Source organism: Enterocloster bolteae (genome assembly GCF_002234575.2).
Lineage (GTDB): Bacteria > Bacillota > Clostridia > Lachnospirales > Lachnospiraceae > Enterocloster > Enterocloster bolteae.
In genome coordinates this window covers 1,443,238-1,469,974 of the sequence record NZ_CP022464.2, presented here as the reverse complement: position 1 = coordinate 1,469,974, position 26,737 = coordinate 1,443,238, and the positions used below count along the sequence as shown (strand labels likewise).

Below are 26,737 nucleotides of genomic sequence, written 5' to 3'. Positions count from 1 at the left end.
ATCCTTAAATATTAGGTACTCCTGTTATGATCTGGTCAGCACGGTACCTACCGCAGCCCTCCATCCATCCTGCTTTTGACGTCTGGCATCCTGGTCCATGGCTGGTTCAAACACGCTCCGCTTCATCTTTCCGAATATGCTTCTGTCAAAGAATCCCAGGGCCAGCCCGGCCGCATAGGCTGCTCCGATACCAGACAGCTCCTCCGCATCCGGTACAAGAACCCGGATATCAAGAATATCGCTCTGAAACTGCATCAGATACCGGTTCCTGGTGGGGCCTCCGTCCACCCGGAGCTCTTCAATCCTGACTCCCGCATCCTGGCTCATGGCCTCCACCACATCCGCAATCTGATAGGCAATACACTCCAGTCCGGCCTTCACCAGCTCCGGTGTTCTGGTCTTGCGGGTAATGCCAACAATGGCTGCCCTGGCCTCGCTGTCCCAGTAAGGCGCTCCGATGCCTGTAAAAGCAGGCACCAGATAGGTGGTATCATCCTCATTGGCCTGTCTGGCAAGACCTTCTGTCTCAGAGGCAGACGCAATCAGCTTCAAATCATCCTTCAGCCAGGTAATGACCGCTCCTGTATAATTGATATTTCCCTCCAGTACATAATTCACCCTGCCGTCCATGCCCCAGGCCAGGGAGGTTACCACACCGTGGGTACTTATGACCGGCTTTTCTCCAATGTTCATCATAATGGAAGAGCCCGTGCCGTATGTAGTCTTAATCATCCCCTTTTCCAGGCAGCCCTGGCCAAACAGGGCTCCGTGGGAATCCCCCAGCACGCCGTGGATAGGTATGGGATTGTTCAGGTAACCCTCTAAATCCGTATCCCCAAACCATGCATTGGAATCGCACACCTGGGCCAGGGCATTTGCAGGAATCCCAAACAGACTGCACAGCCCCTCATCCCATTCCAGGCTGTGTATGTTGAACAGCTGAGTCCTGGAAGCATTGGAATAATCTGTTTTAAAGGATGCTCCTCCGGTCAGCCGGTAGACCAGGTAGCTGTCTATGGTCCCCAGGCAAAGAGTTCCCTCGGACGCTTTTTGCGGCGCCTCCTTTACGTTCTCCATGAACCACGCCAGTTTTGAGGCCGGAAAGTAGGGAGACAGATTGATTCCTGTTGTACGGCGCACCCATTCCGCCTTCCCGGACTCCTCCACCCGCGCACAGATATCCTTTGCCCTGGAACACTGCCACACAATGGCATCTGCCAGCGGATGGCCGTCTGTCCTGTCCCAGACAGCCGATGTCTCCCTCTGGTTGCTGATTCCCAGCCCCGCCACCTGTTCTCTGCGAATCCCCGCCTTTTCAATCACATCCCTCACCACCTTAAGGGTGTTGGAGTAGATTTCATTTAAATCATGGGATACCCACCCTGCATCGTTTATAATCTGCCGGTGGGGCCGGTCTCCCCTGCATATCAGGTTTCCCTCCTGGTCAAACAGCAGGGCCTTGGTTCCCTGGGTGCTCTGGTCAACTGATAAAAGATACTGCTTTTCCATTGCTTCTCCCTTCCTTTTAGAGCTGTCTCAGATTAGAGCTGCCTCAGAAGTTCCTGTACCCTTCGGGCAATTCCCTGCCCGGTCAGGCCGTAGTATTCAAACACCTCTGCCGATGTGCCCGTAATGACAGGTTCATCCGGAAGGCTTAAGTTCACCACCATCCTTGGACAACAGGCAGATACCACCTGGCTCACCCTGGAGCCCAGCCCGCCAAAGGGCGCGTGTTCCTCCACAGTCACCACCAGCCTGGCTGCTCCGGCTGCCTTTTGGACCGCCTCCTCATCCAGAGGCTTCACACAGTACATATCCACCACACCTGCGCTGATTCCTGATTCCCCAAGCAGACGCCCTGCATCCAGCGCAGGCTTTACCATCTCCCCGCAGGCAATGATTGCCACATCCCCTCCCCGGGAAAGGACCGTGGCCTTATCCATGGAAAAGGGTACATTTCCCTCCTCATAGATATCCTCCACCGCGTTCCTGCCCACACGGATATAGGCAGGCTTATCGTCCTTTAACAGCTCCTTCACCAGGCAGGCTGTCTGGAAACGGTCGCTTGGAAGATAAACCCTCATATTAGGTATGGCGGACAGGGCCGCTATGTCCTGGGCCGAATGGTGGCTCATGCCCAGCGCTCCGTAGCTGACGCCCCCGCTGATGCCGATGAGTTTTACATTGGTATTGGAATACGCTGCATCCACCTTAATCTGTTCATAGCTTCTGGTGCTGAGAAAGCAGGCCGGGGAAGCCGCAAAGGGTTTTTTACCGCATTTTGCCAGTCCTGCCGACACGCTGACCAGATTTTGTTCAGCAATGCCCATTTCCACAAACTGGTCCGGGCAGGCATCCGCAAAAGGAGTCAGGGATGCGGAACCCCTGGAATCACTGCACAGCACCACAATATCTTTATCCTCCTTTGCAGCCTCCATCAGCGTGTCACAGATGGCCTTCCTGTTGGGTATTTTATTCATGAAGCAGGGCCTCCTTTCTTTTTTCAAAATCCCGGATGATTTCACTGTATTCCTGGGCTGTGGGAACCTTGTGATGCCATGCAGCCTTATTCTCCATCACAGGAGAGCCGCACCCCTTTACTGTATTGGCGATAAGTACGGTGGGTTTTCCTTTCACTGTCTTGGCTTCCTCGAAGGCTGCGTCCAGCTGGTCTATGTCATTTCCGTCCGCCACGTCAATCACATGCCATCCAAAGCTTCGGAAACGCTCATGCAGGTCATCGTGGCCCATGACATCCTCCGTACACCCGGAAATCTGCAGCCGGTTCCTGTCCACCACGGCGCACAGGTTATCCAGGCAGTAATGGCTGGCTGCCATGGCGCCTTCCCACACAGAGCCCTCTGCCAGCTCCCCGTCCCCCATGACCACATAGACACGGTAGTCCTTCCGGTCCATCTTTCCCGCCATGGCCATTCCCACACAGACCGGAAGACCGTGGCCCAGGGAACCGGAATTCATCTCGATTCCCGGAAGCTTGTTGTTGGGATGACCGATGAATTTTGAGCCGAATTGGCTGAAAGTGGAAATGACCTCCTCCATGGGAAAGAATCCCTTTTTCGCCAATACCGCATAATAGCTTTCCACGGAATGGCCTTTGCTGAGCACAAAGCGGTCACGGTTGTCCAGCTCTTTATTTTCAGGGCTTATATTCATCTGTTTCATATACAGCTCCACCAGAATCTCCATGACGCTCATGTCGCCCCCGATATGCCCGCCCTTTCCCGCGATAATCATATCCACCACATGTTTTCTCAAGTCATACGAAAGGACCTTAAGTTCGTTCATTTTTTCCTCCTTCTCTACTTTACCGACTTCCTGAACCGGTCAAGACCCACTGCCAGCAGAAGGACCACGCCCATGCACACCTGCTGCCAGTATGTGTTTACATTCAGGATGGTAAGCCCATTCTGGAGTACGGAGATAAAGATGGCTCCAATCAGGGTACCCACCATGCTTCCGATACCGCCCTTTGTGAGGCTGGCTCCGCCTATGACGGCAGCAGCGATTGCGTACATCTCATAGGACTGGCCTGCGATGGGCTGGCCTGAATTCAGACGCCCCATATACACGATGCCGCTGAGCGCCGCACAGAATCCAGACAGCACAAAGGCAGCCAGTGTGACCCTTTTTACATTGATGCCGGAAAGCCTTGCCGACTCTGAATTATCACCCACCGCGCAGACCTTGCGCCCTGCCGTGGTCTTTTGCAGGGCCACATGCCCTATAATATAGACAATGGCGATGAGCCAGACGATATTTGGTATGTAAAGTATACTTCCCATGGCAAAGCTGGTCATTCCCTGGGGCAGCCCCACCACTGCCTGGCCTCCCGTATACAGGTATGCCATTCCCCGAAACAGCCACATGGTGGAAAGCGTCACGATGAAGGGCGGAAAGCCCAGATAAGCCACCAGGCTTCCGTTAAACAGTCCCAGCAGGATACCGGTCAGCAGCACAGCCGCCACGCCCAGTCCCACATTGCCGGTTCCCACCATAAGGGTAGCGCCCACACAGGAGGACAATGCCAGGGAGGCGCCCACGGAAATATCAATGTTTCCGGAAATGATGACATAGGTCATACCCACTGCTATGATGGCATTGGTACCGCTCTGAATCAGGATGTTCCTGATATTGCTGGGGGTGAGAAATATGTTGCTGAGAGCGGTAAACACCACTACCAGGATGACAAGCCCCAGAACGGTTCCCAGGCTTCCTGTTAAAAGTTTTTTCAATGAAATATTCTTAGCTTTATCCACTGCACTTACCTTCCCTTCGTCGTAATGTGCCTGAGCACATTGTTCTGTTCTATCTCTTCCGCTTCCAATTCACCGGTTATCTGGCCTTTGGACATAACGATAATACGGTCGCTGACCGATACCAGCTCGTTGACCTCCGAGGAAATGACGATGGCTGCCTTTCCCTCCTGCGCCGCAAAATTCCTGATTAACTGGTGTATCTCGGCCTTTGCGGCCACGTCGATGCCCCTTGTGGGCTCATCGAAGATGAGAAGGTTGCAGCCTGCGTGGAGCCACTTGGCAATGGCCACCTTCTGCTGGTTTCCCCCGCTTAGATTTACCACCTGGGTGGCGGATGTGCCTTTGGTTTTCAGCATTTTTATGTAATTGTCCGATACCTCCCGGACCCTTTTCCAGTTCATGAACCCGCGTCTGCTGACCGCCGTCATGTCACAGTGAATGGTATTTTCCTCGATTTTCAGCCCCAGGGACAGGCCGTCCTCCTTGCGGTTCTCACTCAGGTATCCCAGCCCCGCATCAATGGCCTGTCTGGTATTCGTAATCCGCCTGGCCTTTCCGGAAACCTTTATAACGCCGCCCTTTAAAGGGTCCGCGCCGCATACCATCCGGGCCAGTTCTGTCCGCTTGGAACCTACCAGTCCCCCGATTCCCAGCACCTCCCCCTGGTATACAGTCAGGTTTAAATCCTGGATGAATCCGCCGTCCGTAATATGCTCCAGCTCCAGAAGAGGAATGCTTTTTGCCTTGTCCCGTCTGGTGCGCCCGCCTCCCATTGGCTGGCTAAGCACCTTTCCGCTCATCATCATAATGACATCGTCCGGCGTGCTGGTCCTGACATCGGATGAGCCCACCAGTTTTCCGTCTCTCATGACGATTGCCCTGTCGCATATCCTGAATATCTCATCCAGACGGTGGGATATGTATATGGTGGTGATTCCTCTGGCCTTTAAGGTCCCGATAATTTCAAAGAGCTGTTCTGATTCCTCATGGGTCAGGGAGGTGGTGGGTTCATCCATAATGAGCACCTTGCAGTCCACGGCCAGGGCCTTGGCTATCTCCACCATCTGCTTTTCCGGCAGGGACAAATCTCCTACCCGGCCCCTGGGGTCAATGTGTCCCGCATTCAGCTTCGCCAGCTGTTCCTTTGTATCCGCGTACATTTTCCTGAAATCAATGAGGTTTCCCACCTTCCTGGGCTCATGGGACACATATACATTTTCCATGACATTCATCTCTGACATAAGGCTTAATTCCTGATAGATGATAGCCACACCGAATCCCCTGGCCTCCAGAGTGGAATACTGTTTGGGAAGGGGACGTCCGTCCAGGACGATGTCCCCTCCATCCCGCGTATAGGCACCGCTTAAAATTTTCATCAGCGTGGACTTGCCCGCACCGTTCTCCCCCATGAGGGCGACTACCTCGCCCTCATAGAAGTCCATGGAAACATCGTCCAGGGCCCTGACGCCCGGAAATTCCTTCACAATATGCTTAAACTCCAATATAGGTTTGGAATGTTCCATATTTTACTTCTCCAATCCGCCCGTTCCCGGGGCTGTTCTTCCTGGCAGTTCCCTGATTTTAATATCCCTTTTCGGTAAGACCTCTGAGCGGGAACCGCTCTGCGGCGTACTCATAAATGGTCTGGTCTGTCAGCCCGTCCACAAACTCGCCTGTAACCAGGGTGCAGTCATAAAGAATTTCCCTGTCGTAGTGGTAATCACTGTTCATAACCAGAGCCGTTGCCAGTTTCACGCCCATGGCGCCTTCATCCAGGTTAGGAAGTGACACAAACGCATCCAGATCACCGTCCATGGTCATGTTCACCGCATCCAGAATTCCGTCATATCCCACCAGAATCAGGTCATCTGCCTTCTTGCCCGCTGCCTTGGCCGCATTGACCATGCCCACTGCCATCTGGTCGTTGCAGGCAAATATGGCTTTTACGTTGGGATTCGCTGTCAGGATGTTGGTAGTCACGTCAGCTGCCTTATCGCTGGACCACTCGGCTCCCTGTTCCGCAACCACCTTGATTCCCGGATATTCCGCACAGGCCTGCATGAATCCGGCATGACGGTCAACGCCTGTGGACTGTTCCATCAGTCCTGTGATGATAGCAACCTCGCCTTCCCCGCCCAGCTGCTCGCATATGTACTTACCTGCCTTGTAGGCTCCGGCCACATCGTCGCCGCCCACAAAAGCGTCAATCACGCTTGTATCGCTGATTCGCGTATCAAAGTTCACTATTTTTATTCCTGCTTCCCTGGCCTTCTTGATGGCCGGAATCACGCCGTCCGAGCTGGCCGCCGAGACCACAATGGCGTCTGCCTTCTTCTCAATGGCAGCCTCAATCATGGATACCTGCTTCTCCAGGTCCACTTCCTCCTGGGGAATGGCAATGGTCAGATCCACGCCCAGATTATCTGCTGTCTGCTGCGCAAAATCAGATACGGAAATCCACCAGGGATTGTTCAATGTCTTTCCCACCCAGTAAACGCTGATACCCTCTTTTTTCTCAGTTCCCGCTTCCGCCTCCTTGGCATTGTCATTGGTGGCGGATGCCGCTTCCAATCCATTGGACGTACAGGCTGCCAGACTCAGGACCGCCAGACCGGTTAACAGGATGCTTACTACTCTTTTCTTCATTGTGTTCCTCCTTTTGATGTGAGAAAAATGGTTTCTGCACATATGCCCTGTGATTTAACTAAATTTAATTAAGTTGTTGTTTTGTGCATTATAACCATTTATTCTCTTTGTTAATGGGTTTCCTTGTGCTTGTTACACGTAATATAGCAGGTTATACCTTTGGTGTCAATAGTTTTTCACTAAATTTTAATTAATTTAATTAAATCAAAAATAAATTTTTAACGATATTTACTTAATATAATTAAGTTCGCAAGGGTTAAAGACAAAAAAAGAGCATATACAGCATTAAATGCCGTACATGCTTCTGCATATCTTCTGTTTTTGATTTGGTTTAATCCGTTATTTTTTTCACACTTCCGCGTTTCACCAGGCTGGTTCCTATCTCCACCTTCAGGGACTGTTCTCTCCCCTGGTCCAGGCGGGAAATCAGCAGATCCACGGCAGCCGGTCCAAATATATCCTTTGGCACGTTAATCGTGGTCAGCTGAGGCTCCACCAGGGTACTGATGGGCCGGTTGTCAAACCCCACCACGGAAATATCCTCCGGTATCCGGTATCCGCATTCCTGCATGGCCCTGATTGCGCTGCATCCAATCAGGTCATTTTCCGCAAAGAAAGCCGTGGGAAGGCGTTTGCGGCCCTCCAGGTATTTCTTCACGTCCCGCTTCACATCCTCCTCGGAATACCCCACGTCAACCACATACTCCTTGTTGAAAATGCCTCCCAGGCTCCTGAGCTTGTGCTTGAAGGCATTATACCGCTCGTCAAAACTGTTGATCCTGACCTTGCTGCGGATATATCCAATCTCCCGGTGCCCCATGCCGCACAGATAGGACACCGCCTTGCTGGTACCCTGTACATTGTTGATGGACACCGCATCCACATCGTTTTCCTGAAATGAGTTGTCCAGGATGGCAAATGGAATCTGGGATTCCTTGAACAGCTGGAGGTCGTCATAATACATTTCCACCGCAAAGATGATGAGGCCTTTATATCCGCCTGATTTAATCTGGTGTTCCTGCTCCGTCCTGGGCATGGTTTTATTGATGTAGAGGAAGTTAAGGGTATATCCGTAATGGTTGATACGGTTATTGATTCCCTCCAGGATATATGTGAAAAAAGGGGACTCATCCACGATGCTCCCCTCACGTTTATAGACCACGAACCCAATGGAACCATTATTGATTCTCTGTTCCTTCAGCATGTATCCGCAGTCCATTTCTTTTATTTTCTGAATGATTTCCTGACGGCGTTTCTCACCCACCCCTGGTTTGTTGTTTAATACCAGAGAAACCGTAGCCGTGGACACCCCCAGCATTTCCGCTATATCTTTTGCTCTCAGCGCCATTTGCAGACCCCCTTTGCCATACAATTAAGTTGATTTTACTAAATTATTAACTAAATTGCAATACCAAAAGGCATTCCGGATATGTCCACGCATCTCCGGACATATCCGCAACAGCGCTAAATTCTTCCGCTGCCCATCTCCAGCAGCTTCGCGCTCCCGCTCTCAAGGGTGGCCCTAAGATTCAGAATGCGCTGGTTGGACGATCCCCGGAAGGGGAGGCTGATATCCTTAAGGGCCTCCACAAACCGCCCGTCCACCAGCACGTCAATCATGGACAGCATCCGGTCCGTATAGCCGCACCTGGCCCGGCTGTCCCTCAGAAGGTCCTGTTCCAGGGTATATCCCGTATAGCACCACAGGTTCTTCTGCGGATAGCGCTCTCTCACCTTTTCCAAAAAAGGCACCAGCGCCTTCTGGTTCTCCGGCTCAAAGGGCTCTCCCCCCAGAAGGGTGAGGCCCTCTATATAATCCGGCGCAAGGGCGTCCAGGATTTCCTCCTCCGTCTCCCCTGTAAAGGGTTTCCCGAAGCCGAAATCCCACGCCTCTTCGTTAAAACAGCCCGGACAGTGGTGGGTACACCCTGACACAAACAGGGATACCCTCACGCCTACGCCGTTGGCAATATCGTTCTTCTTGATTGTACCGTAATTCATCTTATAAATGGAGCACCCTTTCCTTGATTTCCTGGGTCCTGCCCTGGTTCCAGAACTGAGTTCCGATGTAGCCGCAGGTTCTCCTGGCCACATTCAGCTTGTTCTCGTCCCGGTTGCCGCACTTGGGGCATTCCCACACCAGCTTGCCGCTCTCATCCGTCACGATCTGAATCTCGCCGTCAAATCCGCACTCCTGGCAGAAATCGCTCTTGGTATTTAACTCTGCGTACATGATATTGTCGTAGATATACCGTATGATCCCCAGCACGGCCGGAATATTGTTCTGCATGTTGGGTACCTCCACGTAGCTGATGGCTCCGCCTGTGGAAAGAGCCTGGAACTGCGACTCAAATTTCAGCTTTGAGAAGGCATCTATTTCCTCGGAAACATTTACGTGATAGCTGTTGGTGATATAGCTTCTGTCCGTCACGCCCTCTATGATGCCGAAACGCTTCTGGAGGCATTTGGCAAACTTATAGGTGGTGCTCTCTATGGGCGATCCATAGATGCTGAACCCGATGTTAGTCTCATCCTTCCAGCGGTTGCAGGCCTTATTCATGTACTCCATGACCTCCAGGGCAAAGGGAGTAGTCTCCTGGTCGGTATGGGACTTTCCGGTCATGTACTTCACGCACTCATAGAGTCCCGCATATCCCAGGGAAATGGTGGAATAGCCTCCGTAAAGGAGCCTGTCAATGGTTTCGCCCTTCTTAAGCCTTGCCAGGGCGCCGTTCTGCCAGAGAATGGGCGCCGCATCGGACAGCGTGCCTCTCAGACGGTTGTGGCGGCACATCAGTGCCCGGTAGCAAAGATCCAGCCTCTCGTCAAAAATCTTCCAGAAAGCCTTCATGTCTCCGCCGGAGGACAGGGCCACATCCACCAGATTAATGGTCACCACTCCCTGGTTGAAACGGCCGTAGAATTTATAATTTCCATTTTCATCCTTCCAGGGGCTTAAGGCGCTGCGGCATCCCATGACAGGGAAGCAGTTACCTTCCTTTAATTCCATCATCTTCTTCTCGGAAATATAGTCGGGAACAAGGCGCTTGGCCGTACATTTGGCAGCCATCTCGGTCAGGTAATAATACTCGGTTCCCTCGTTGACATTGTCCTCCTCCAGCACATAAATCAGCTTGGGAAATGCCGGAGTAATCCACACGCCCGACTCATTCTTCACCCCCTGGTAGCGCTGCTTCAGAGTCTCCTCGATAATCATGGCCAGGTCCTTTTTCTCCCGCTCGTTCTTAGCCTCATTCAGGTACATGAACACGGTCAGGAAGGGGGCCTGTCCGTTGGTGGTCATCAGCGTGATGACCTGATACTGGATGGTCTGGACACCCTTGGTAACCTCCTTGCGGAGCCTGTTTTCCACCACTTCGTGTATGGCTTCCTCGGAAGGCATGCAGCCAAAGGTCTTAACCTCCTCCTGGACCTCCGCGTATATTTTCTTTCTGGATACGTCCACAAAGGGAGCCAGATGGGCCAGGCTGATGCTCTGCCCGCCATACTGGTTGCTGGCTACCTGGGCGATAATCTGAGTGGCGATATTGCAGGCCGTGGAAAAGCTGTGGGGCTTCTCAATCCTGGTCTCGCTGATAACCGTGCCGTTCTGCAGCATGTCCTCCAGGTTCACCAGATCGCAGTTGTGCATGTGCTGGGCAAAATAATCGGAGTCATGGAAATGGATGATGCCCTCCTTGTCAGCCTCCACGATGTCCTGGGGAAGGAGCATCCTCTTGGTCAGGTCCTTGCTGACCTCCCCGGCCATGTAATCCCTCTGCACACTGTTGACCGTTGGATTCTTGTTGGAATTCTCCTGCTTCACATCCTCATTATTGCACTCAATCAGGGACAGAATGCGGTTATCCGTTGTATTGGCCTTGCGTATAAGGGAGCGCTGATAGCGGTATCTCACATAATCCTTTGCAAGCTCAAATGCGCCTGTAGACATGATCTGGTTCTCCACCATATCCTGGATCTCCTCAACGGACACAGCCCTGTTAAGCTTTACACACTTGTACTCCACATAATCCGCAATGTCCTTAATCTGCTCCAGACTCAGCTTGTTTTTTCCGGCAGCCGTATTGGCCTTTGCCACAGCCACCACGATCTTATTGTTGTCAAAATCCTCTTCCGCGCCATTCCTCTTAATAATCTTCATCGTCACTACACTCCTTTTATCCTAATGCTCTCCCTCGCTGCCTGTCTTCAGGTAAACGGTTTAAAGGCATCTTATCACAGAATACTGGAAAAATCTGTTGCTTGTGCAACAGTATAAGATTTTACCACTAAATGTTGTGTTTTTCAAGAGGAAGTATACGATAAGATGTATTTCAGAAAAATAAGACAATTGGCTGAAATCCCGGCCGAACCTGGTGATATGTCTGACAGCAAAAAGGCGCCCAGGCAGTCACCTGCCTGGGATGTATTATACTGTTCCAGTATCTCAATCACCGCAGAACCCTCCGGCTCCCGCACAGCTCTCCCGCTCCACCATGTGGTGGGGAACAATGATTTTCGTTGCCACCAGCTCCGGATTTTCCACATGGCTTATCATCTGGGCGGCTGCCTCGATTCCCAGCTGGCAGGCATTCACATCCACGGATGTCAGGGGCGGAAAGGTGAGTCTGGCGAGAAGGGAATTGTTAAAGGACAGGATGGACACATCCCCCGGTATGGACAGCCCCAGACCAATACATGCCTTCTCCAGGGCCACTGCCAGTATGTCGTCGCTAACCAGTACGGCCGTGGGTCTGTCCTCCCTTGCGAACAGGGCCGCCAGGGCCTGGTCCTGCTCCTCCGGCACAGAAGGCACTTCCACGCACAGCTGGCCGTCAAAAGGAATCCCCCGCTCTGCCAGGGCCAGCATATACCCCATTTTCCTGTCGTGGTTATAAAGAAGAGAATGGTCCCCGGACAGGCAGGCAATCCTTACATGGCCCAGATTTAACAGGTACTCCGCCGCCTCCCTGCCCGCAAGCACATTGTCGTTATCCACATAGATGGTCTGGTTCACATTCCGGCACGCTTTTCCAATGAGCACATACAGCAGTCCCTCTTCATAGAGATAATCCAGAACCGGGTCCTGCTCCCTGGAGTAGAGCACGATAAATCCCTCTGCCAGGCCGGTTCTCGCCATGGTCTTTATGGCCTGGAGGATCTCATCCTCATTCTGTCCCGTAATCACGGTATTGATGTACTGCTTCTGGTTGCAGTACTGGCTGATTCCCCGTATCATCTCCAGGTAGAATGGATTCTGGTAAGCCTCCCACTCCGACGGGGGCAGAATGATTCCCACGGTGCGGGAATTCTGGGTCGCCAGACTGCTGGCCTGAAAATTCGGTTCATAGCCCAGCTTTGCCATGGCCTGCCTGACCTTTTCCTTGGTCTGGCGGCTGATAGAGGGATGGTCCTTGCAAGTACGGCTTACGGTGGATGGCGACACCCCTGCAAGGGCAGCCACGTCTTTGATTGTAACAGGCATAAACAGCCTCCTTAATATGCGTCTCATTTTCATCGTCACAGGGATATATATGAACCTATGGTCCGGATCCGCTCTCAGGCTCCTTCCACCAGTTCCATCACCGCAGTTCATACACGCCCTTCCTATATTGTAAAGTTTAATGCAATTTTTGTCAACTCGTTTGCGCTCTGTTTGCGCAATCTTCCCCTGACTTTTTGCATTCTGCTCCGGAAAAATTGCACAAATACCTGAGAGTATTTTTGTCCAAAACGTAGAAAACACAGGATTTTGAAAATATCTATTGCATTCTTCATGCAGCCAGACTATATTTAACGCAAGCGGTTGCACAAACAATGCAACAATTAAACTCAGGAGGTTACATATGAACAAGAACACTGACGGCTGTATTGGAATCAGGATTCTCTCCCCTTTAACCGGAACAGCGGTCCCTTTGGAGGAAGTGCCGGACCCTGTATTCTCACAGAAAATCATAGGAGACGGCGTTGCTATCCTGCCCCGGGACGGCAATCTGGTCAGTCCCATTGACGGGGAGGTGGTTTCCATAGCAGAGACCCTCCATGCCTATGGCCTGCGTTCCGAGGACGGCATCGAGGTCATGGTCCACTTCGGTCTGGAGACCGTGGCCTTAAAGGGAGAATGCTTCCAGTGCTGTGTAAAGATCGGAGATAAGGTGAAGGCCGGCAGCCTTCTGGCAAAGGCCGACTTAAAAGCCCTTGAAGAAAAACAGGTCAACACCATCACGCCTGTCCTTATCTGCGGCGGAATGGAAGGCCGTTCCATGAATGCCTTCACAGGTCCTGTAAAGGCAGGAGCAGATACTGTGATAACGGTTTTAGACCATTGCCCGCCGGACGCAGCCGAAGAAGCTGATGCAGCCTCCCCCCATAATCCGGACACTGCCCCAGCTGCAAATACGTCTTCCCCCGCAGACGCTGCGGACAGGAAAGCCGGAAAGCCCAAAAAATCCCTGATCAATTTTGACTTTCTCCAAAAGCTGGGCAAGGTCCTGATGACAGTCATTGCCGTCATGCCCGCAGCCGGACTGATGATCAGCGTAGGAAAGCTCATACAGATGGCCGGCGGGGATATGGGAGCTGTCCTTACAATCGGAAGCACCATGGAGACCATAGGCTGGGCCGTAATCAACAACCTGCACATCCTGTTTGCTGTTGCCATCGGCGGCTCCTGGGCAAAGGAACGGGCCGGCGGCGCTTTTGCGGCTGTCATTGCCTTTATCCTCATCAATGTTATTACCGGCGCTCTCTTTGGTGTCAGCAGCGCCGACTTAAACGACCCTGCCGCCGTGACCCGGACCCTGCTGGGCCAGGAAATCCTGGTAAACGGATACTTCACCTCGGTCCTGGGAGCTCCCGCGCTGAACATGGGCGTGTTCGTGGGCATTATATCAGGCTTTGCAGGAGGAGTTATTTACAATAAATATTACAATTACAGGAAGCTGCCGGACGCCCTGGCCTTCTTTAACGGAAAACGCTTTGTCCCCATGGTAGTCATCCTCTGGTCCGTCATCATCTCACTGGTGCTGGCCATTGTCTGGCCTGTGGTTCAGACCGGCATCAACTCCTTCGGCGTGTGGATTGCCAACTCCTCCTCCACCTCGCCTGTGCTGGCCCCCTTTATCTACGGAACCCTGGAAAGGCTTCTCCTTCCCTTCGGCCTGCACCATATGCTGACCATACCCATGAATTACACCTCCTTCGGAGGCACGTACACCATCCTCACGGGCGTCAACGCAGGTTCCCAGGTTTTTGGTCAGGATCCGCTGTGGCTGGCCTGGGCAACAGACCTTATCAACCTTAAGGACGCGGGAGACATGGCCGGGTACCAGAACCTGCTGGCCACCATCACCCCTGCCCGTTTCAAGGTAGGACAGATGATTGGCGCCACTGGCCTTCTTCTGGGCATTGCCCTGGCCATGTACCGCCGCGTGGACCCGGATAAGCGCCGCAATTACCGCTCCATGTTCATCTCCACTGTACTGGCCGTATTTCTCACAGGTGTCACAGAGCCTCTGGAATTCATGTTTATGTTCTGCGCCCTTCCGCTGTATCTGGTATACGCAGTGCTGCAGGGATGCGCTTTTGCCATGGCCGGCCTCATCCACCTCAGGCTTCATTCCTTTGGCAACCTGGAATTCCTGACGCGTGTTCCCATGTCCATCCGCGCAGGACTTGGCGGAGACCTGGTAAACTTCATCCTCTGTGTGGCTGTATTCTTTGCCGCAGGATACGCAATCGCCTATTTTATGATAGGAAGGTTCCATTTTGCCACCCCGGGCAGACTGGGCAACTACACCGACGACTCTGTCTCAGAGAACAGCCAGGGCCGGGCCGGTTTTGCATCATCCGGTGACAGCCAGGCCGGACGCATCATCTCCCTTCTGGGCGGCAGGGATAACATTGTCCTGGTGGACGCCTGCATGACCCGTCTGCGCGTCACGGTAAAGGACGTGGATAAGGTTGCCGGACTGCCCCAATGGAAGGCAGAGGGCGCCATGGGTCTGATTAAAAAGGACGGCGGCATCCAGGCCATCTACGGACCGAAAGCAGATGTGCTCAAATCCGATATCAATGATATACTGTAAACAGGCCGCTGCCATCCACCCACCGCAGCTGCCTTCTGTAACTGAAAACCACCGGAGGCAGGTAGTATGAAAATAATGACACTTAACACACACAGTCTGGCGGAGCCGGAATATGAATCCAAGCTCGCCGCCTTTGCCGGATCCCTTGTCCAAATCAAACCGGATATCATAGCCCTCCAGGAGGTCAACCAGTCCAGGAGCGCTCCGCCCGCAGCCTCCGGCTGGCTGCGGGAATCCGGCTATGTTCCCTGCTGTGCCAAAGACTTAAACACAGTCTCCCCCTGCGCCTCCCGGGCAGTCATACGCGCAGACAACCACGCCCTTAACCTGGCGTTGCTCCTGGCCCGGGCCGGTGTTTCCTACCAGTGGACCTGGACCCCGGCCAAGGTAGGATACGGGATATACGACGAGGGTCTGGCCGTCCTCAGCCGTTCCCCCATACTGGGGACCAGCCAGTTTTACATCACCGGCATCCGGGATTATGAAAACTGGAAAACCCGAAAAATACTTGGAATCAACACCCGGACAGAATACGGAAATGAATATTTTTACAGTGTCCACATGGGTTGGTGGAATGACAGCGAAGAACCCTTTGAGGGACAATGGAACCGCATAAGCAGCGGCCTGTCCCCCTTAGCAGAAGAACGTCTGTGGCTCATGGGGGATTTCAACTCACCGGCCCACATAACCGGCCAGGGACGGGACCTGATTCTGGCCTCAGGCTGGTTTGACGCATATGACCTGGCTGCTTCCAGGGATTCAGGCGTCACTGTGGCAAATGCCATTGACGGATGGCGGGAACAGGGAGAGATACCGGGAATGCGTATTGATTACATCTGGACCAGCCGCAGGGTGCCGGTTATTTCCTCCCGAACCATATACGACGGCACATCCTTTCCCGTTGTATCAGACCATTTTGGAATCATCACAGAATATTAAACAGGACAATGCCTGCAAAAAGGAGCATATAGATATGAAACGAGAAAGCGGAATCTTACTATCCATCACCAGCCTTCCCTCCAAATACGGAATCGGCTGCTTTTCAAAGGAGGCCTACGAATTCGTGGACCGTTTAAAGGAGGCCGGCCAGTCCTACTGGCAGATTCTCCCCCTGGGGCCCACCAGTTACGGGGATTCCCCCTACCAGTCCTTTTCCACCTTTGCAGGCAATCCCTATTTCATTAGTCTGGAGGACCTTATACAGGAAGGCGTCCTTACAGAGGAAGAATGCAGCCGGGCTGACTTCGGCAGCCGGCCGGATTTTGTGGACTATGCAAAGGTCTACGAAGAGCGGTACCCCCTGCTGAGAAAAGCCTATGAGAGGAGCAGCATAAGCCTGGACCCGGAGTTTCGGAAATTCAGGGATGAAAACAGATGGTGGCTGCAGGATTACGCCCTTTTCATGGCAGTAAAGGCCCGGTTCAAAGGAACTGCCTGGACCCGGTGGGCACAGGACATCCGCCTGCGCTGGCAGAACGCCCTGGATTACTACCGGAGGGAGCTATACTACGACATAGAATTCCATCAATACCTTCAGTTCAAATTCAGCCAGCAGTGGAAAAAACTAAAATCCTATGCCAATGCCAACGGAATCCGCATCATAGGGGACATTCCCATCTATGTGGCCATGGACAGCGCCGACACATGGGCCCATCCTGAACTCTTTGAGCTGGACCGGGACAATATACCGACCGCAGTTGCAGGCTGCCCTCCTGACGGCTTTTCCGCCACAGGACAGCTCTGGGGAAATCCCCTGTACCGCTGGGAATACCACCGCAGCACAGGCTATGAATGGTGGCTGGCCAGGCTGGCCTACTGCTATAAACTGTATGATGTGGTAAGGATTGACCATTTCCGCGGATTTGACCAGTACTACTCCATTCCGGCCGGCTCCGGCACTGCCGTCGGAGGCCATTGGGAGCAGGGACCGGGAATCGGCTTCTTCCACACCGTGCGCAGCGCCCTGGGAGAAAAGGAAATCATTGCCGAGGATCTGGGATACGTGACAGACTCCGTCAGGCAGCTTGTAAAGGACAGCGGATTCCCGGGCATGAAGGTACTGGAATTCGCCTTTGATTCCAGGGATTCCGGCTGCGCCAGCGATTATCTTCCCCATAACTACCCTGAAAACTGTGTGGCCTACACCGGCACCCATGACAATGAAACCATCAAAGGATGGTATGCCTCCATCACAGCCCAGGAACGGAAGCTGGCCAGGGATTATCTCTGTGACAGCTGTACCCCCGCCAGCCGTCTGCACATGTCCTTTATCAGCCTGATTATGCGCAGCCAGGCCAGAATGTGCATCATCCCCCTTCAGGATTATATGGGCCTGGACAATGACTGCCGCATCAACACCCCCTCCACTGTGGGCACCAACTGGAGATGGCGCCTTCTTCCCGGCCAGATGTCGGATCCGTTAGTGAAAACCATTTCCTCCGTCACACTGCGCTACGGGCGCTGGAACTGGTGATATGTAAAGCTGCCGCAGGCCAAATCCATGAGAATTTGGCCTGCGGCATTAACCTGTCTATATTTAGAAATTATTTACAATTAAATTCATCAGTATATGGCCCGTTCCCTCACCAGCACAGTGGGATATCCCATGTTTCTTAAGTTCCTCTCCATCTGTACCGCATAGTCCATATTGAGGAAAGCGCCAACCCTTACCTTGTACAGTCCGTCGTCGTAAACCAGGAAGGCCGGAAGGCCGCTGGCCTGGAGTTCATTCACCAGCCTGTCTGCCGGCATCCTGGTGCGGAAGGCTCCTACCTGGACCTGATAATATTCCGGTCTCTGCGCCTCCTGCTGCCGGATGGTTTCCAGCACACCGTCTGCTATGGCCTGGGCAATGGCATCAAAATTCTCATCAAAAAACCGGTTGTCATCCGGATTATCAATAAATCCCGCTTCCACCAGCACAGCAGGCATCTGTGTCTTTCGCAGCACGATAAGACCGGGGCGCTCCTGTACTCCCAGGTCCCTGAACCCTGTTTCCACCAGATTGCGCTGGATATTATCCGCCAGCATGGCCGGCACACCTGCATCCTCATACACCAGCGTCATGGCGCCGCTTGCAGTTCCCGGTACCGGGAATGCATTCCGGTGAATGGACACAAAATAATCGGCCCCTGACTGGTTTGCTATCCGGGCTTTCTCAAGAGGCGTGTCGTATACATCCGTGGTCCTTGTATATACCACATCCACCCCATTATTTTCCAATATCCGTCCTATGGCAAGAGCCAGCCGCAGGGTATCGTCTTTTTCCCGGCGCCCGTCGTACATGGCGCCCGGCTCTTCGCCGCCGTGGCCGGCATCAATTATGACTCTCTTAACATCTGTCATACCAGATTCTCCTTCATATATGACTCTACATTATACCATATGTGAAAGTAAGACAAATGTTGACTGAACCTGGAACTAAATTTCGTCCACATCCACTCCTCTGGGACCAACATGGGTGGAAAATACGATTTGTGTGCTTGTCCTGCCGAATTTCTGCAGCTGTCCTATGAACATATCCAGCTCCATGGTACTCTTAAAGGCTACCTTTAACAGCATGGAAAATCCTCCGGTGACACAGCTGCACTCCAGTATATGGGGCACCTCCCGGGCATAGGCATAGAACTGCTCCTTGTCCTCGGGTATCACCTCCAGGTTAATGTATGCCAGTATGTGATACCCCAGCTTCACCGGGTCCACAGAGGCATGGTAGCCTGTTATGATACCCTCCTTTTCCAGGCGTTCAATCCTGGCTGATACCGCCGGAGAGGATAGAAACGTATTCTCTGCGATGGTCTTTAGGGAAACCCTTGCATTGTCCTGTAAAAGCTTTAGTATCTTGCGGTCAATCTCATCCATATTACCCTTTTCCTCCCTGTTCTCCTGCCCCTGTTACCTCCTGAGGGCCTTTATCCGTTTTACAGCCTCCACCGTATTCTCGTAGGTTCCAAAGGCCGTCAGGCGGAAATAACCCTCGCCGCTGGGCCCGAAGCCGCTTCCCGGTGTTCCCACCACATTGGCCTGTTCCAGAAGATAGTCAAAAAACTCCCAGCTGTCCATCCCGTCCTCCACCTTAAGCCAGATGTAGGGCGAATTGATTCCCCCAAATACAGTGTAGCCCGCCTCCTTAAGCCCTTCATAGATAACCATGGCATTCCTCTTATAATACGCCACCTGCTCCATGACCTGCCGGCTGCCCTCTTCGGAATATACGGCCTCACCGGCTCTCTGCTCAATATAGGGGGCTCCGTTGAACTTGGTGCCGTGGCGTCTGGCCCACAGCGAATGCAGCATTACATCCCCGCACTTTAAATCCTTCGGAACCACGGTAAATCCCAGACGAACGCCTGTGAACCCGGCTTTTTTTGAGAAGGAACGGAACTCAATGGCACAGGTTCTGGCTCCCTCTATCTCAAATATGCTGTGAGGCACATCCTCCTCGGATATATAAGCCTCGTAAGCAGCATCATAGAGAATCACGGCCCCTGCCCTGTTTGCATAGTCCACCCACACCTTTAACTGGTCCCTGGTCAGCGTGGTGCCTGTGGGGTTATTGGGCACACACAGGTAAATAAGATCCGGCGTCTCCTGCGGAAGCTCCGGCACAAAATGATTCTGCGCCGTACAGGGCATGTAGATCACATTGCTCCACATGCCCGTGTCAGGGTCATAGCTGCCTGTACGGCCCGCCATGACATTGGAATCCACATACACGGGATACACAGGGTCGCACACCGCAATGCGGCTGTCCTCGCTGAATATCTCCTGGATATTGCCGCAGTCGCTTTTGGCTCCGTCCGATACAAATATCTCGTCTGCCTCCACATGGCAGCCCCATAACCTGTAATCCTTTTCCACAATGGTCTCCCGTAAAAAGGCATAACCCAAATCCGGCGCATAGCCGTGAAATGTCTTGGCCTGTCCCATCTCGTCCGCCGCCTTGTGAATGGCTTCCACAATGGCCGGGGCAATGGGAAGTGTCACATCCCCGATTCCCAGCCGTATAACCTGCCTGTCCGGGTTAGCCTCTTCATATGCAGCCACTTTTTTCGCAATGGCGGAAAAGAGATAGCTTCCCGGCAGCTTCAAATAATTCTCGTTGATCTTAAACATGTGTGCTTCCTCCTGGCCTCTGCCTGTCTGAAATATGAAAACACCCCCAAAAACCGGATACGCCCTTTGCCGCAGGATACAGCGCCATGTCTTTTCCATGTCCGCCGCCGTGCCGCAAAAGGTGTACCAGGACGCGCGCCGTCGCGCGTCTGGTTCCTGAGAGTGTATATTGAACATTTTTCGCTTTAAAGTATTAACTGATAAAATTCGCCTTATCAATCATAATATATTTCTTCGGGTATGTCAATAGAGCCCCGGAACACCTCCACGGCCGGCCCTGTCATAAACAGATGGCCCGACTCCCTTTCATACCGTATCACCAGTTTTCCTCCGCGCAGAGCCACCTCCGCCTCATCCTCCGTATATCCCATGAGGATGGAGGCCATGACGCTGGCCGTGGCGCCTGTGCCGCACGCCCAGGTTTCGCCGCTTCCCCGCTCCCACACCCGCATCTCAAGGTGCTTACGGTCCGCCACATGGATAAACTCCGTATTCACACGGTCAGGCGCGAACCGCTCATGGTTCTCAAAGGCCGGTCCAATCCGCTCCAAATCCAGACAGTCCACCTGGTCCACATAATAGATTGCATGGGGATTTCCCACGTTGATTCCTACAAACCGGTATTCCTTCCCGTCTACCGTGATATCCTCCGGCAGCCTGGATGTGAGGGCTGCTTCCCCCATGTCCACGGTAACGGACACTGCCTTTCCATCCTCAATTTCCAGCTCCAGCGTCTTGATCCCTGCCAGTGTCTCCACTGTGATAGTCCTTTTATCCCTATCCACCAGACCATGGTCGTAAACGTATTTACCCACGCAGCGCACACCGTTGCCGCACATGATTCCCTGGGACCCGTCCGCGTTGTACATCTCCATTCTGCAGTCCGCTGTCCGGGAGGGGCATATGAGAATCAATCCGTCGGACCCGATGCCGAAATGGCGGTCGCTCACATAGATGGCTGTCTTTGCCGGATCCCTCACCGTCTCCTTAAAACAGTCCACATACACATAATCATTACCTGTTCCCTGCATTTTTGTAAATTCCATATCCGTCTCCATCCTGCCGTATTACCGGCATTCTAATCATTCTTTCCCTTATCCGTCCCCGTCACACATGGATGAGGCTGATTACCATCTGTGCTGTCTCCACCAGATTGGTGCCGCTGTCCATGCTGCATTTCTGTATATATCTGTGGGCTTCCGACTCCGTCATATTGTTCCGTTCCATCAGCAGTGTCTTTGCCTCTGTTATGATATCCTGCTCCTCCCTGCTGCGCTCCTTTGGCCTGCTTCTTCTCCTTCTGCGGATCCTCTCCTGGGCCTGCACCATCATCTCCAGGGTATTTAAGAGGTCGTGGACCTTAAGGGGCATGGGCAGGCAGATAACCCTGTCCGGGCACTGTCCGCCCCACCTGGCAGGCGATGAAATCAGAAGCATGTCAAAATCTCCCGGCAGGCACTGGCGCAGCTCGTCGTACATCATATCCTCAAACCGGTAACCGCTCACCACGATTCCCCCGTTCAGACAGTCCGCAGCCGACAGGGCCTGACCGCCTGAGGTGCAGACTGCCACTACCTGGAAACCGTTTCGGACCAATATGCTCTTTATATTCTTCCCGTCCTCCGGCTTGGAAAACGCTACGATGATGTTAGTCACATGTCCCACCTCCAGGTAAAACCTTATTCACAACTGCCGGCGCCATCAGTATTTATACAGATACTGGCTCACTTCCCAATCCGTTACCTGAGCCCGGAAATCCCTCCATTCCTGCTCCTTGGCCTCCAGATATTTGGTGTAAATGTGCTCTCCCAGCACCTCCTTCATAAAAACATCCCCGCTGTATGCCTCGATGGCGTCCCCAAGGGTTTCGGGAATCCGCTCCACGTTGCGTTCCCTCAGTTCCTCCGGCTCCATGGTGAACATATTTCCCTCCACACATGCAGGAAGTCCGGTTTTCTTTTCAATTCCGTCCAGTCCCGCCGACAGGCAGGCCGCCAGGGCCAGATACGGATTCATGGCAGAATCCGGGCACCGCAGTTCAATGCGCGTACTCTCCCCTCTGGGGGATGGTATACGAATCAGGGAACTGCGGTTGGAGGTAGGTGACCAGGCAATATAAATGGGCGCATCGAATCCCGGAATCAGCCGTTTATAGGAATTCACAAGCGGATTTGTCAGGATGGTCATGGCCTTCATGTGCTTAAGAATGCCGGCCATGAAATAATAGGCGTCCCTGCTCAGCCTCAAAGCATCCTGGTCATCCGCAAACAGGTTCCTGCCCTCCTTGTCTGACAGCGACATATTGATATGCATGCCGGATCCGTTCATACCCTCTCTGGGCTTCGGCATAAAGGTGGCATGGAGTCCGTGGCGCTTTGCTATGGTCTTTGCCGCCATCTTAAAGGTCATGATATTGTCCGCAGCCCGAAGCGCGTCCGTGTACTGGAAATCAATCTCATGCTGGGCCGGCGCAATCTCATGATGGCTGGCCTCCACCTGAAATCCCATCTCCTCCAGGTTCAGCACAATATCCCTGCGGACATTTTCCGCCAGGTCAATGGGAGACACGTCAAAATATCCCGCCATCTCATGTGTGCTGGTAGTGGGCCTTCCCTCCTCGTCCGTGTGAAAGAGAAAGAATTCACATTCCGGACCCACATTGAGCACATATCCCATGTCCTGCGCCCGCTTGACAGCCCGTTTGAGCACATACCTCGGATCGCCGGAAAACGGGGTCCCGTCCGGGTTATACACGTCGCAGATAAACCTGGCCACCTTGCCCTGCTGGGGCCTCCACGGAAAGACCTCAAAGGTATCCAAATCCGGATACAGGTACATATCCGACTCGTCAATCCTCACAAACCCTTCAATGGCAGATCCGTCGAACATGCAGCGGTTATCCAACGCCTTTTCAAGCTGGCTGGCGGTGATGGCCACATTCTTAAGCATTCCGAAGATATCCGTAAACTGGAGGCGGATAAACTCCACATCCTCCTCTTCCACCATACGCATGATGTCCTCTTTACTGTATTTGCTCATAATAATCTCCCTCTCTTGCAAACTGTGATACCCACAAACACGCAGAGGCGGGAACCTATTACCATGCTCCCGCCTCCTTAAAATCCACCGGGCAGGGACAGAGCCCCCTTAAGACGCCCTCGTCATCCTTCCCTTACCCCTGCTTTTTGTTATAAAAAATATATCAGCAGATATTTCATTTGTCAATGAATTTCCTCTATTTTTTTGATATCACTTTAACGCGCGAAGCTGTTCTGTGAAATGGCTTCCCAGTTTGACGGCACCCACATATCCCACATCTCCGGTCATGTGGACCACACCTTCCCCGTCAATCTCCAGCTCCAGGGTGCCTCCCGGCATCTGCACAAACATCTTGGGATCCGTAAGCCCCAGACGGTAGGCCGCAGCCGCAGCCGCACAGCAGCCGCTGCCGGAAGCCAGTGTGTAGCCCGCTCCCCGTTCGTACACTTCGGTCTGGATATGGGTCCGGTCCAGTACCTTCATGATTTGTGTGTTGATTTTCTCCGGGAACTGCCTGGCGCTCTCAGAATACCTTCCAATCCTGCACACCAAATCCTTTGAAATCTCATCCATAAGGATAACGCAGTGGGGATTGCCGATGGACAGGCAGGTAACAGGATAGGGAATCCGGCCAAACACCATGGTCTCGTTGATGATTTCCCTGCGGGGTCCCTCCACCGGCACATCGTCGCTCCAGAAGGATACCTTTCCCATGGATGCCTTTAACCGGGTGCCCTCCTCGTTCAGATAATGGATGGACGCCTCGCCGCCCTGGGAGGAAATGGTAAAATCTTTTTTCTGTACATACCCTGCGTCCTTTAAATATTTGGCAAAAATCCGGACCCCGTTTCCGCTCTTTTGCGCCACACTGCCGTCCGGATTCCATACCACCATGGAAATCTGCTCACCGTCCAGAACAGGTCCCTCCAGAATCCCGTCGGCACCCACCCCGAAATTGCGGTTGCACATAAGCTGTACATTGGAAGGGGTCAGCTTCAGTTTGTTTTTATTGGGGTCGTATACCAGATAATCATTTCCCAGTCCATGATATTTTTCCACTACAATCCTCATATAGATATCCTCCCTGTCTGCGGTCTGTTTTAGCGGTACTCATTGCCGGCTCCTGACTCACTCCGCCGGCTGTTAACTTTACCATTATTTTATCAAGCATTTTTTGATAATAATATAGATATATTGCTATTTTATATTGCAAATAATGCTGTATTTATTTTATACTTAAAATATCCCCACAAACGATGTTTCCATCACACGGAGACACGGCATGCAAAAAGGAGGTAACGGTTCCATGCCCATCACAGATGACGCCCCTGCGTTTGAGCGCCAGGGATTCCTGAAAGAGGACTTCCGGCTGTTCCATTTAAAAGATAAGGTAAGTCCCTGCTATGAATTCCACTATCACGATTTCCTGAAAATCATGGTGCTGCTGGAGGGAAAGGTCAACTATGTCATAGAAGGACGCTCCTATTCCCTTCACCCCTTTGATATTGTGCTGGTGGGGCGGGGGCAGATCCACCGGCCCGAGGTGGACTCGGGGCAGCCCTATGAGCGGCAGATCCTTTACCTGTCCCAGGATTTTCTGGACCGGCACAGAGAAAACGAAGATTCCCTGGACCGGTGTTTTGCCACGGCAGCCTACCGTCATTCTAATGTTCTCAGGCTGAAGAAGGAGGTCCGGGCGAACATGCTCTCCCTTTTAAAGCAGCTGGAACGCTCCCAGAACTGGCAGCAGGAAGAGTTTGCCGGTCCCCTCATGAGCCGCCTTTTATGCCTGGAATTTCTGGTGGAGCTGAACAGGGCCTCCATGGATGACAAGGCCCAGTACCTTCCCACGGGTGTCTTAAACTACCGGGTCTCCGGCCTTATATCCTATATAAATGAACATCTGGACGAGGACCTGAGCATCGGGACACTGTCCTCCTTAAGCTGCATCAGCCCGTACCATATGATGCGTATTTTCAAAGAAGAAACAGGATGTACCATAGGAAATTACATCACCGAAAAGCGCCTGATTTATGCCAGGGACCTGCTGGGTGAGGGGGTAAATGCCACGGACGCCTGCTTCCGTTCCGGCTTCAGCCATTACTCCACCTTTCTCAGGGCCTACAAAAATCACTTCCAACAGCTGCCAAAACGGAATCCTGGCACTAAAATATAAAGTATTTCCTGAATTTTCTTGAATTTTTTCTGATTTCTGTTATAATATACTCATTGTTTTCCTATTGAGGACAGTTGTCTTTGTGAGGTGAACACGCAAAATAAACTGGTCCGGGATAAATTCAATGAAACAGGAGGAATGTATTATGAGAATCAGAAAAGTAGCAGCAGTGACCATGGCGGCATGCCTGGCAGCCAGTGCCCTGGCAGGGTGCGGCAGCAAGAAATCAGACGAAAAAGTCATCAAAATCGGCGTGTTCGAGCCGACCACCGGTGAGAACGGAGGCGGAGGCTATCAGGAAGTACTGGGTATCCGCTATGCCAACGAGATGCACCCCACCGTCAACATAGGCGGCGAGGAATATGCTGTCAGGCTGGTGGAGGTAGATAACAAATCCGATAAGACCGAGGCTGTGAACGCGGCCCAGAAGCTGGTAAGCGAAAAGGTCAGCGTGGTGCTGGGAAGCTACGGCTCCGGCGTGTCCATTGCAGCCGGACAGATCTTCGCAGACGCCAAGATTCCGGCCATCGGCTGTTCCTGTACCAACCCACAGGTAACCGAGGGAAATGATTATTATTTCCGTGTATGCTTCATCGACCCCTTCCAGGGCACGGTCATGGCGAATTACGCATTCCAGAACGGCGCAAAGAGCGCTGCCGTGATTACCCAGCTGGGCGATGACTATTCCTCTGGTCTTGGATCCTATTTTAAGGAAGCCTTTGCAAAATTGGGCGGCAACATTGTCAGCGAGGAACAGTTCCAGACAAACCAGACTGATTTCAAGGCCATCCTGACCAACATAAAGGCGGCTGACCCCGACATCATCTTTGCCCCGTCCTCCATCACCACTGCCCCGTTAATCATCAAGCAGGCCAGGGAGCTGGGAATCACGGCTACCATTGCTGCCGGCGATACATGGGAGAACTCCACCATCATCGAGAACGCGGGCGCCGACTCTGAAGGAGTCGTAATCTCCACCTTCTTTGACGAGGCGGAACCGGCTAACGACGAGGCTGCGGCCTTCATCAAGGGCTTCAAGGAATATCTGGTAAAGGAAAAGCAGGAAGACATTATCCCGGCTGTCTCCGCCCTGGGTTACGATTCCTACCTGGCTGCCATCAAGGCCATAGAGGACGCAGGATCCACCGATACCACCGCCATCCGCGACGCCCTTAAGAATGTAGAGATTGACGGCGTAACAGGAAACATCACATTTAATGAGACCGGCGATGCCAACAAAGATATCGCGTTCATTAAGACCATCAAGGACGGCAGGTTCCAGTTCCTGACCACCACTACTGTGGAATAGGGCATCTGGCGAATTACATATGGATACAGGGCTGCAGGCGGCAAACGCTGCTGCCTTTAGTCTTAACCAGCCTTGGACGTTCCAGGGC

At 52.7% G+C, this 26,737-nt stretch carries 22 protein-coding genes; 5 read left to right on the top strand and 17 right to left on the bottom strand.

The window, feature by feature from the left end; genetic code table 11:
- Nucleotides 1-24: 24 nt before the first annotated feature.
- The 10 genes from CGC65_RS06880 to CGC65_RS06835 form a co-directional block, all read right to left on the bottom strand.
- Complete coding sequence (locus CGC65_RS06880) at nucleotides 25-1,509, bottom strand: FGGY-family carbohydrate kinase (protein WP_002565416.1); 1,485 nt, start codon at nucleotides 1,507-1,509, stop codon at nucleotides 25-27.
- A gap of 32 nt (nucleotides 1,510-1,541) precedes the next feature.
- Nucleotides 1,542-2,480, bottom strand: coding sequence for a transketolase family protein (locus CGC65_RS06875; protein WP_002565417.1), 939 nt, complete (start codon nucleotides 2,478-2,480; stop codon nucleotides 1,542-1,544).
- A complete protein-coding gene (locus CGC65_RS06870) occupies nucleotides 2,473-3,306 on the bottom strand; it encodes a transketolase (protein WP_002565418.1) in 834 nt (277 codons plus the stop codon). Before CGC65_RS06870 ends, CGC65_RS06875 begins: the two co-directional genes overlap by 8 nt.
- A gap of 14 nt (nucleotides 3,307-3,320) precedes the next feature.
- Complete coding sequence (locus tag CGC65_RS06865; protein WP_002565419.1) at nucleotides 3,321-4,277, bottom strand: ABC transporter permease; 957 nt, start codon at nucleotides 4,275-4,277, stop codon at nucleotides 3,321-3,323.
- A gap of 5 nt (nucleotides 4,278-4,282) precedes the next feature.
- Nucleotides 4,283-5,800 (bottom strand): sugar ABC transporter ATP-binding protein, encoded by a 1,518-nt coding sequence (locus tag CGC65_RS06860; RefSeq protein ID WP_002565420.1) that lies wholly within the window; start codon nucleotides 5,798-5,800, stop codon nucleotides 4,283-4,285.
- A 58-nt stretch (nucleotides 5,801-5,858) separates the two neighbouring features.
- Nucleotides 5,859-6,923: a sugar ABC transporter substrate-binding protein gene (locus tag CGC65_RS06855; protein ID WP_002565421.1), complete on the bottom strand. Its 1,065-nt coding sequence runs from the start codon at nucleotides 6,921-6,923 to the stop codon at nucleotides 5,859-5,861.
- A gap of 331 nt (nucleotides 6,924-7,254) precedes the next feature.
- On the bottom strand, nucleotides 7,255-8,271 hold the full coding sequence (locus tag CGC65_RS06850; RefSeq protein WP_002565422.1) for a LacI family DNA-binding transcriptional regulator: 1,017 nt from the start codon (nucleotides 8,269-8,271) through the stop codon (nucleotides 7,255-7,257).
- A gap of 116 nt (nucleotides 8,272-8,387) precedes the next feature.
- Nucleotides 8,388-8,924, bottom strand: a complete 537-nt coding sequence (nrdG, locus tag CGC65_RS06845; RefSeq protein WP_002565423.1) for an anaerobic ribonucleoside-triphosphate reductase activating protein — start codon at nucleotides 8,922-8,924, stop codon at nucleotides 8,388-8,390.
- 1 nt (nucleotide 8,925) lies between these two features.
- Complete coding sequence (gene nrdD, locus CGC65_RS06840) at nucleotides 8,926-11,085, bottom strand: anaerobic ribonucleoside-triphosphate reductase (protein ID WP_002565424.1); 2,160 nt, start codon at nucleotides 11,083-11,085, stop codon at nucleotides 8,926-8,928.
- 285 nt (nucleotides 11,086-11,370) lie between these two features.
- Nucleotides 11,371-12,408 (bottom strand): LacI family DNA-binding transcriptional regulator, encoded by a 1,038-nt coding sequence (locus CGC65_RS06835; protein ID WP_002565425.1) that lies wholly within the window; start codon nucleotides 12,406-12,408, stop codon nucleotides 11,371-11,373.
- A 361-nt stretch (nucleotides 12,409-12,769) separates the two neighbouring features.
- Between CGC65_RS06835 and CGC65_RS06830 the strand changes: the two genes are divergently transcribed.
- The 3 genes from CGC65_RS06830 (at nucleotide 12,770) to malQ (ending at nucleotide 17,483) form a co-directional block, all read left to right on the top strand.
- Nucleotides 12,770-15,010: a PTS transporter subunit IIBC gene (locus CGC65_RS06830; protein ID WP_002565426.1), complete on the top strand. Its 2,241-nt coding sequence runs from the start codon at nucleotides 12,770-12,772 to the stop codon at nucleotides 15,008-15,010.
- Nucleotides 15,011-15,076: 66 nt separating this feature from the next.
- A complete protein-coding gene (locus CGC65_RS06825; protein ID WP_002565427.1) occupies nucleotides 15,077-15,949 on the top strand; it encodes an endonuclease/exonuclease/phosphatase family protein in 873 nt (290 codons plus the stop codon).
- Complete coding sequence (malQ, locus tag CGC65_RS06820) at nucleotides 15,837-17,483, top strand: 4-alpha-glucanotransferase (RefSeq protein ID WP_276327902.1); 1,647 nt, start codon at nucleotides 15,837-15,839, stop codon at nucleotides 17,481-17,483. Before CGC65_RS06825 ends, malQ begins: the two co-directional genes overlap by 113 nt.
- An 89-nt stretch (nucleotides 17,484-17,572) precedes the next feature.
- Here malQ and CGC65_RS06815 read toward each other — a convergent pair whose 3' ends face one another.
- The 7 genes from CGC65_RS06815 to dapF (CGC65_RS06785) form a co-directional block, all read right to left on the bottom strand.
- Nucleotides 17,573-18,355 (bottom strand): N-acetylmuramoyl-L-alanine amidase, encoded by a 783-nt coding sequence (locus CGC65_RS06815; RefSeq protein ID WP_002565429.1) that lies wholly within the window; start codon nucleotides 18,353-18,355, stop codon nucleotides 17,573-17,575.
- Between the two features lie 75 nt (nucleotides 18,356-18,430).
- On the bottom strand, nucleotides 18,431-18,871 hold the full coding sequence (locus CGC65_RS06810; protein ID WP_002565430.1) for an Lrp/AsnC family transcriptional regulator: 441 nt from the start codon (nucleotides 18,869-18,871) through the stop codon (nucleotides 18,431-18,433).
- Nucleotides 18,872-18,904: 33 nt separating this feature from the next.
- Nucleotides 18,905-20,125 (bottom strand): LL-diaminopimelate aminotransferase, encoded by a 1,221-nt coding sequence (locus tag CGC65_RS06805; protein ID WP_002565431.1) that lies wholly within the window; start codon nucleotides 20,123-20,125, stop codon nucleotides 18,905-18,907.
- Between the two features lie 215 nt (nucleotides 20,126-20,340).
- Nucleotides 20,341-21,171 (bottom strand): diaminopimelate epimerase, encoded by an 831-nt coding sequence (dapF, locus tag CGC65_RS06800; RefSeq protein WP_002565432.1) that lies wholly within the window; start codon nucleotides 21,169-21,171, stop codon nucleotides 20,341-20,343.
- A gap of 61 nt (nucleotides 21,172-21,232) precedes the next feature.
- Nucleotides 21,233-21,781 (bottom strand): ANTAR domain-containing response regulator, encoded by a 549-nt coding sequence (locus CGC65_RS06795; protein WP_002565433.1) that lies wholly within the window; start codon nucleotides 21,779-21,781, stop codon nucleotides 21,233-21,235.
- A gap of 45 nt (nucleotides 21,782-21,826) precedes the next feature.
- Nucleotides 21,827-23,164, bottom strand: coding sequence for a type I glutamate--ammonia ligase (gene glnA, locus CGC65_RS06790; RefSeq protein WP_002565434.1), 1,338 nt, complete (start codon nucleotides 23,162-23,164; stop codon nucleotides 21,827-21,829).
- A 210-nt stretch (nucleotides 23,165-23,374) separates the two neighbouring features.
- Entirely contained in the window at nucleotides 23,375-24,235 is an 861-nt protein-coding gene (dapF, locus tag CGC65_RS06785) for a diaminopimelate epimerase (protein ID WP_002565435.1), read from the bottom strand.
- 235 nt (nucleotides 24,236-24,470) lie between these two features.
- Here dapF (CGC65_RS06785) and CGC65_RS06780 point away from each other — a divergent pair, with 235 nt between their 5' ends.
- Together CGC65_RS06780 and CGC65_RS06775 are read left to right on the top strand one after the other, a co-directional pair.
- On the top strand, nucleotides 24,471-25,340 hold the full coding sequence (locus tag CGC65_RS06780) for a helix-turn-helix domain-containing protein (RefSeq protein ID WP_002565436.1): 870 nt from the start codon (nucleotides 24,471-24,473) through the stop codon (nucleotides 25,338-25,340).
- A gap of 145 nt (nucleotides 25,341-25,485) precedes the next feature.
- Nucleotides 25,486-26,649 (top strand): ABC transporter substrate-binding protein, encoded by a 1,164-nt coding sequence (locus CGC65_RS06775; protein ID WP_002565437.1) that lies wholly within the window; start codon nucleotides 25,486-25,488, stop codon nucleotides 26,647-26,649.
- Nucleotides 26,650-26,737 lie beyond the last annotated feature (88 nt).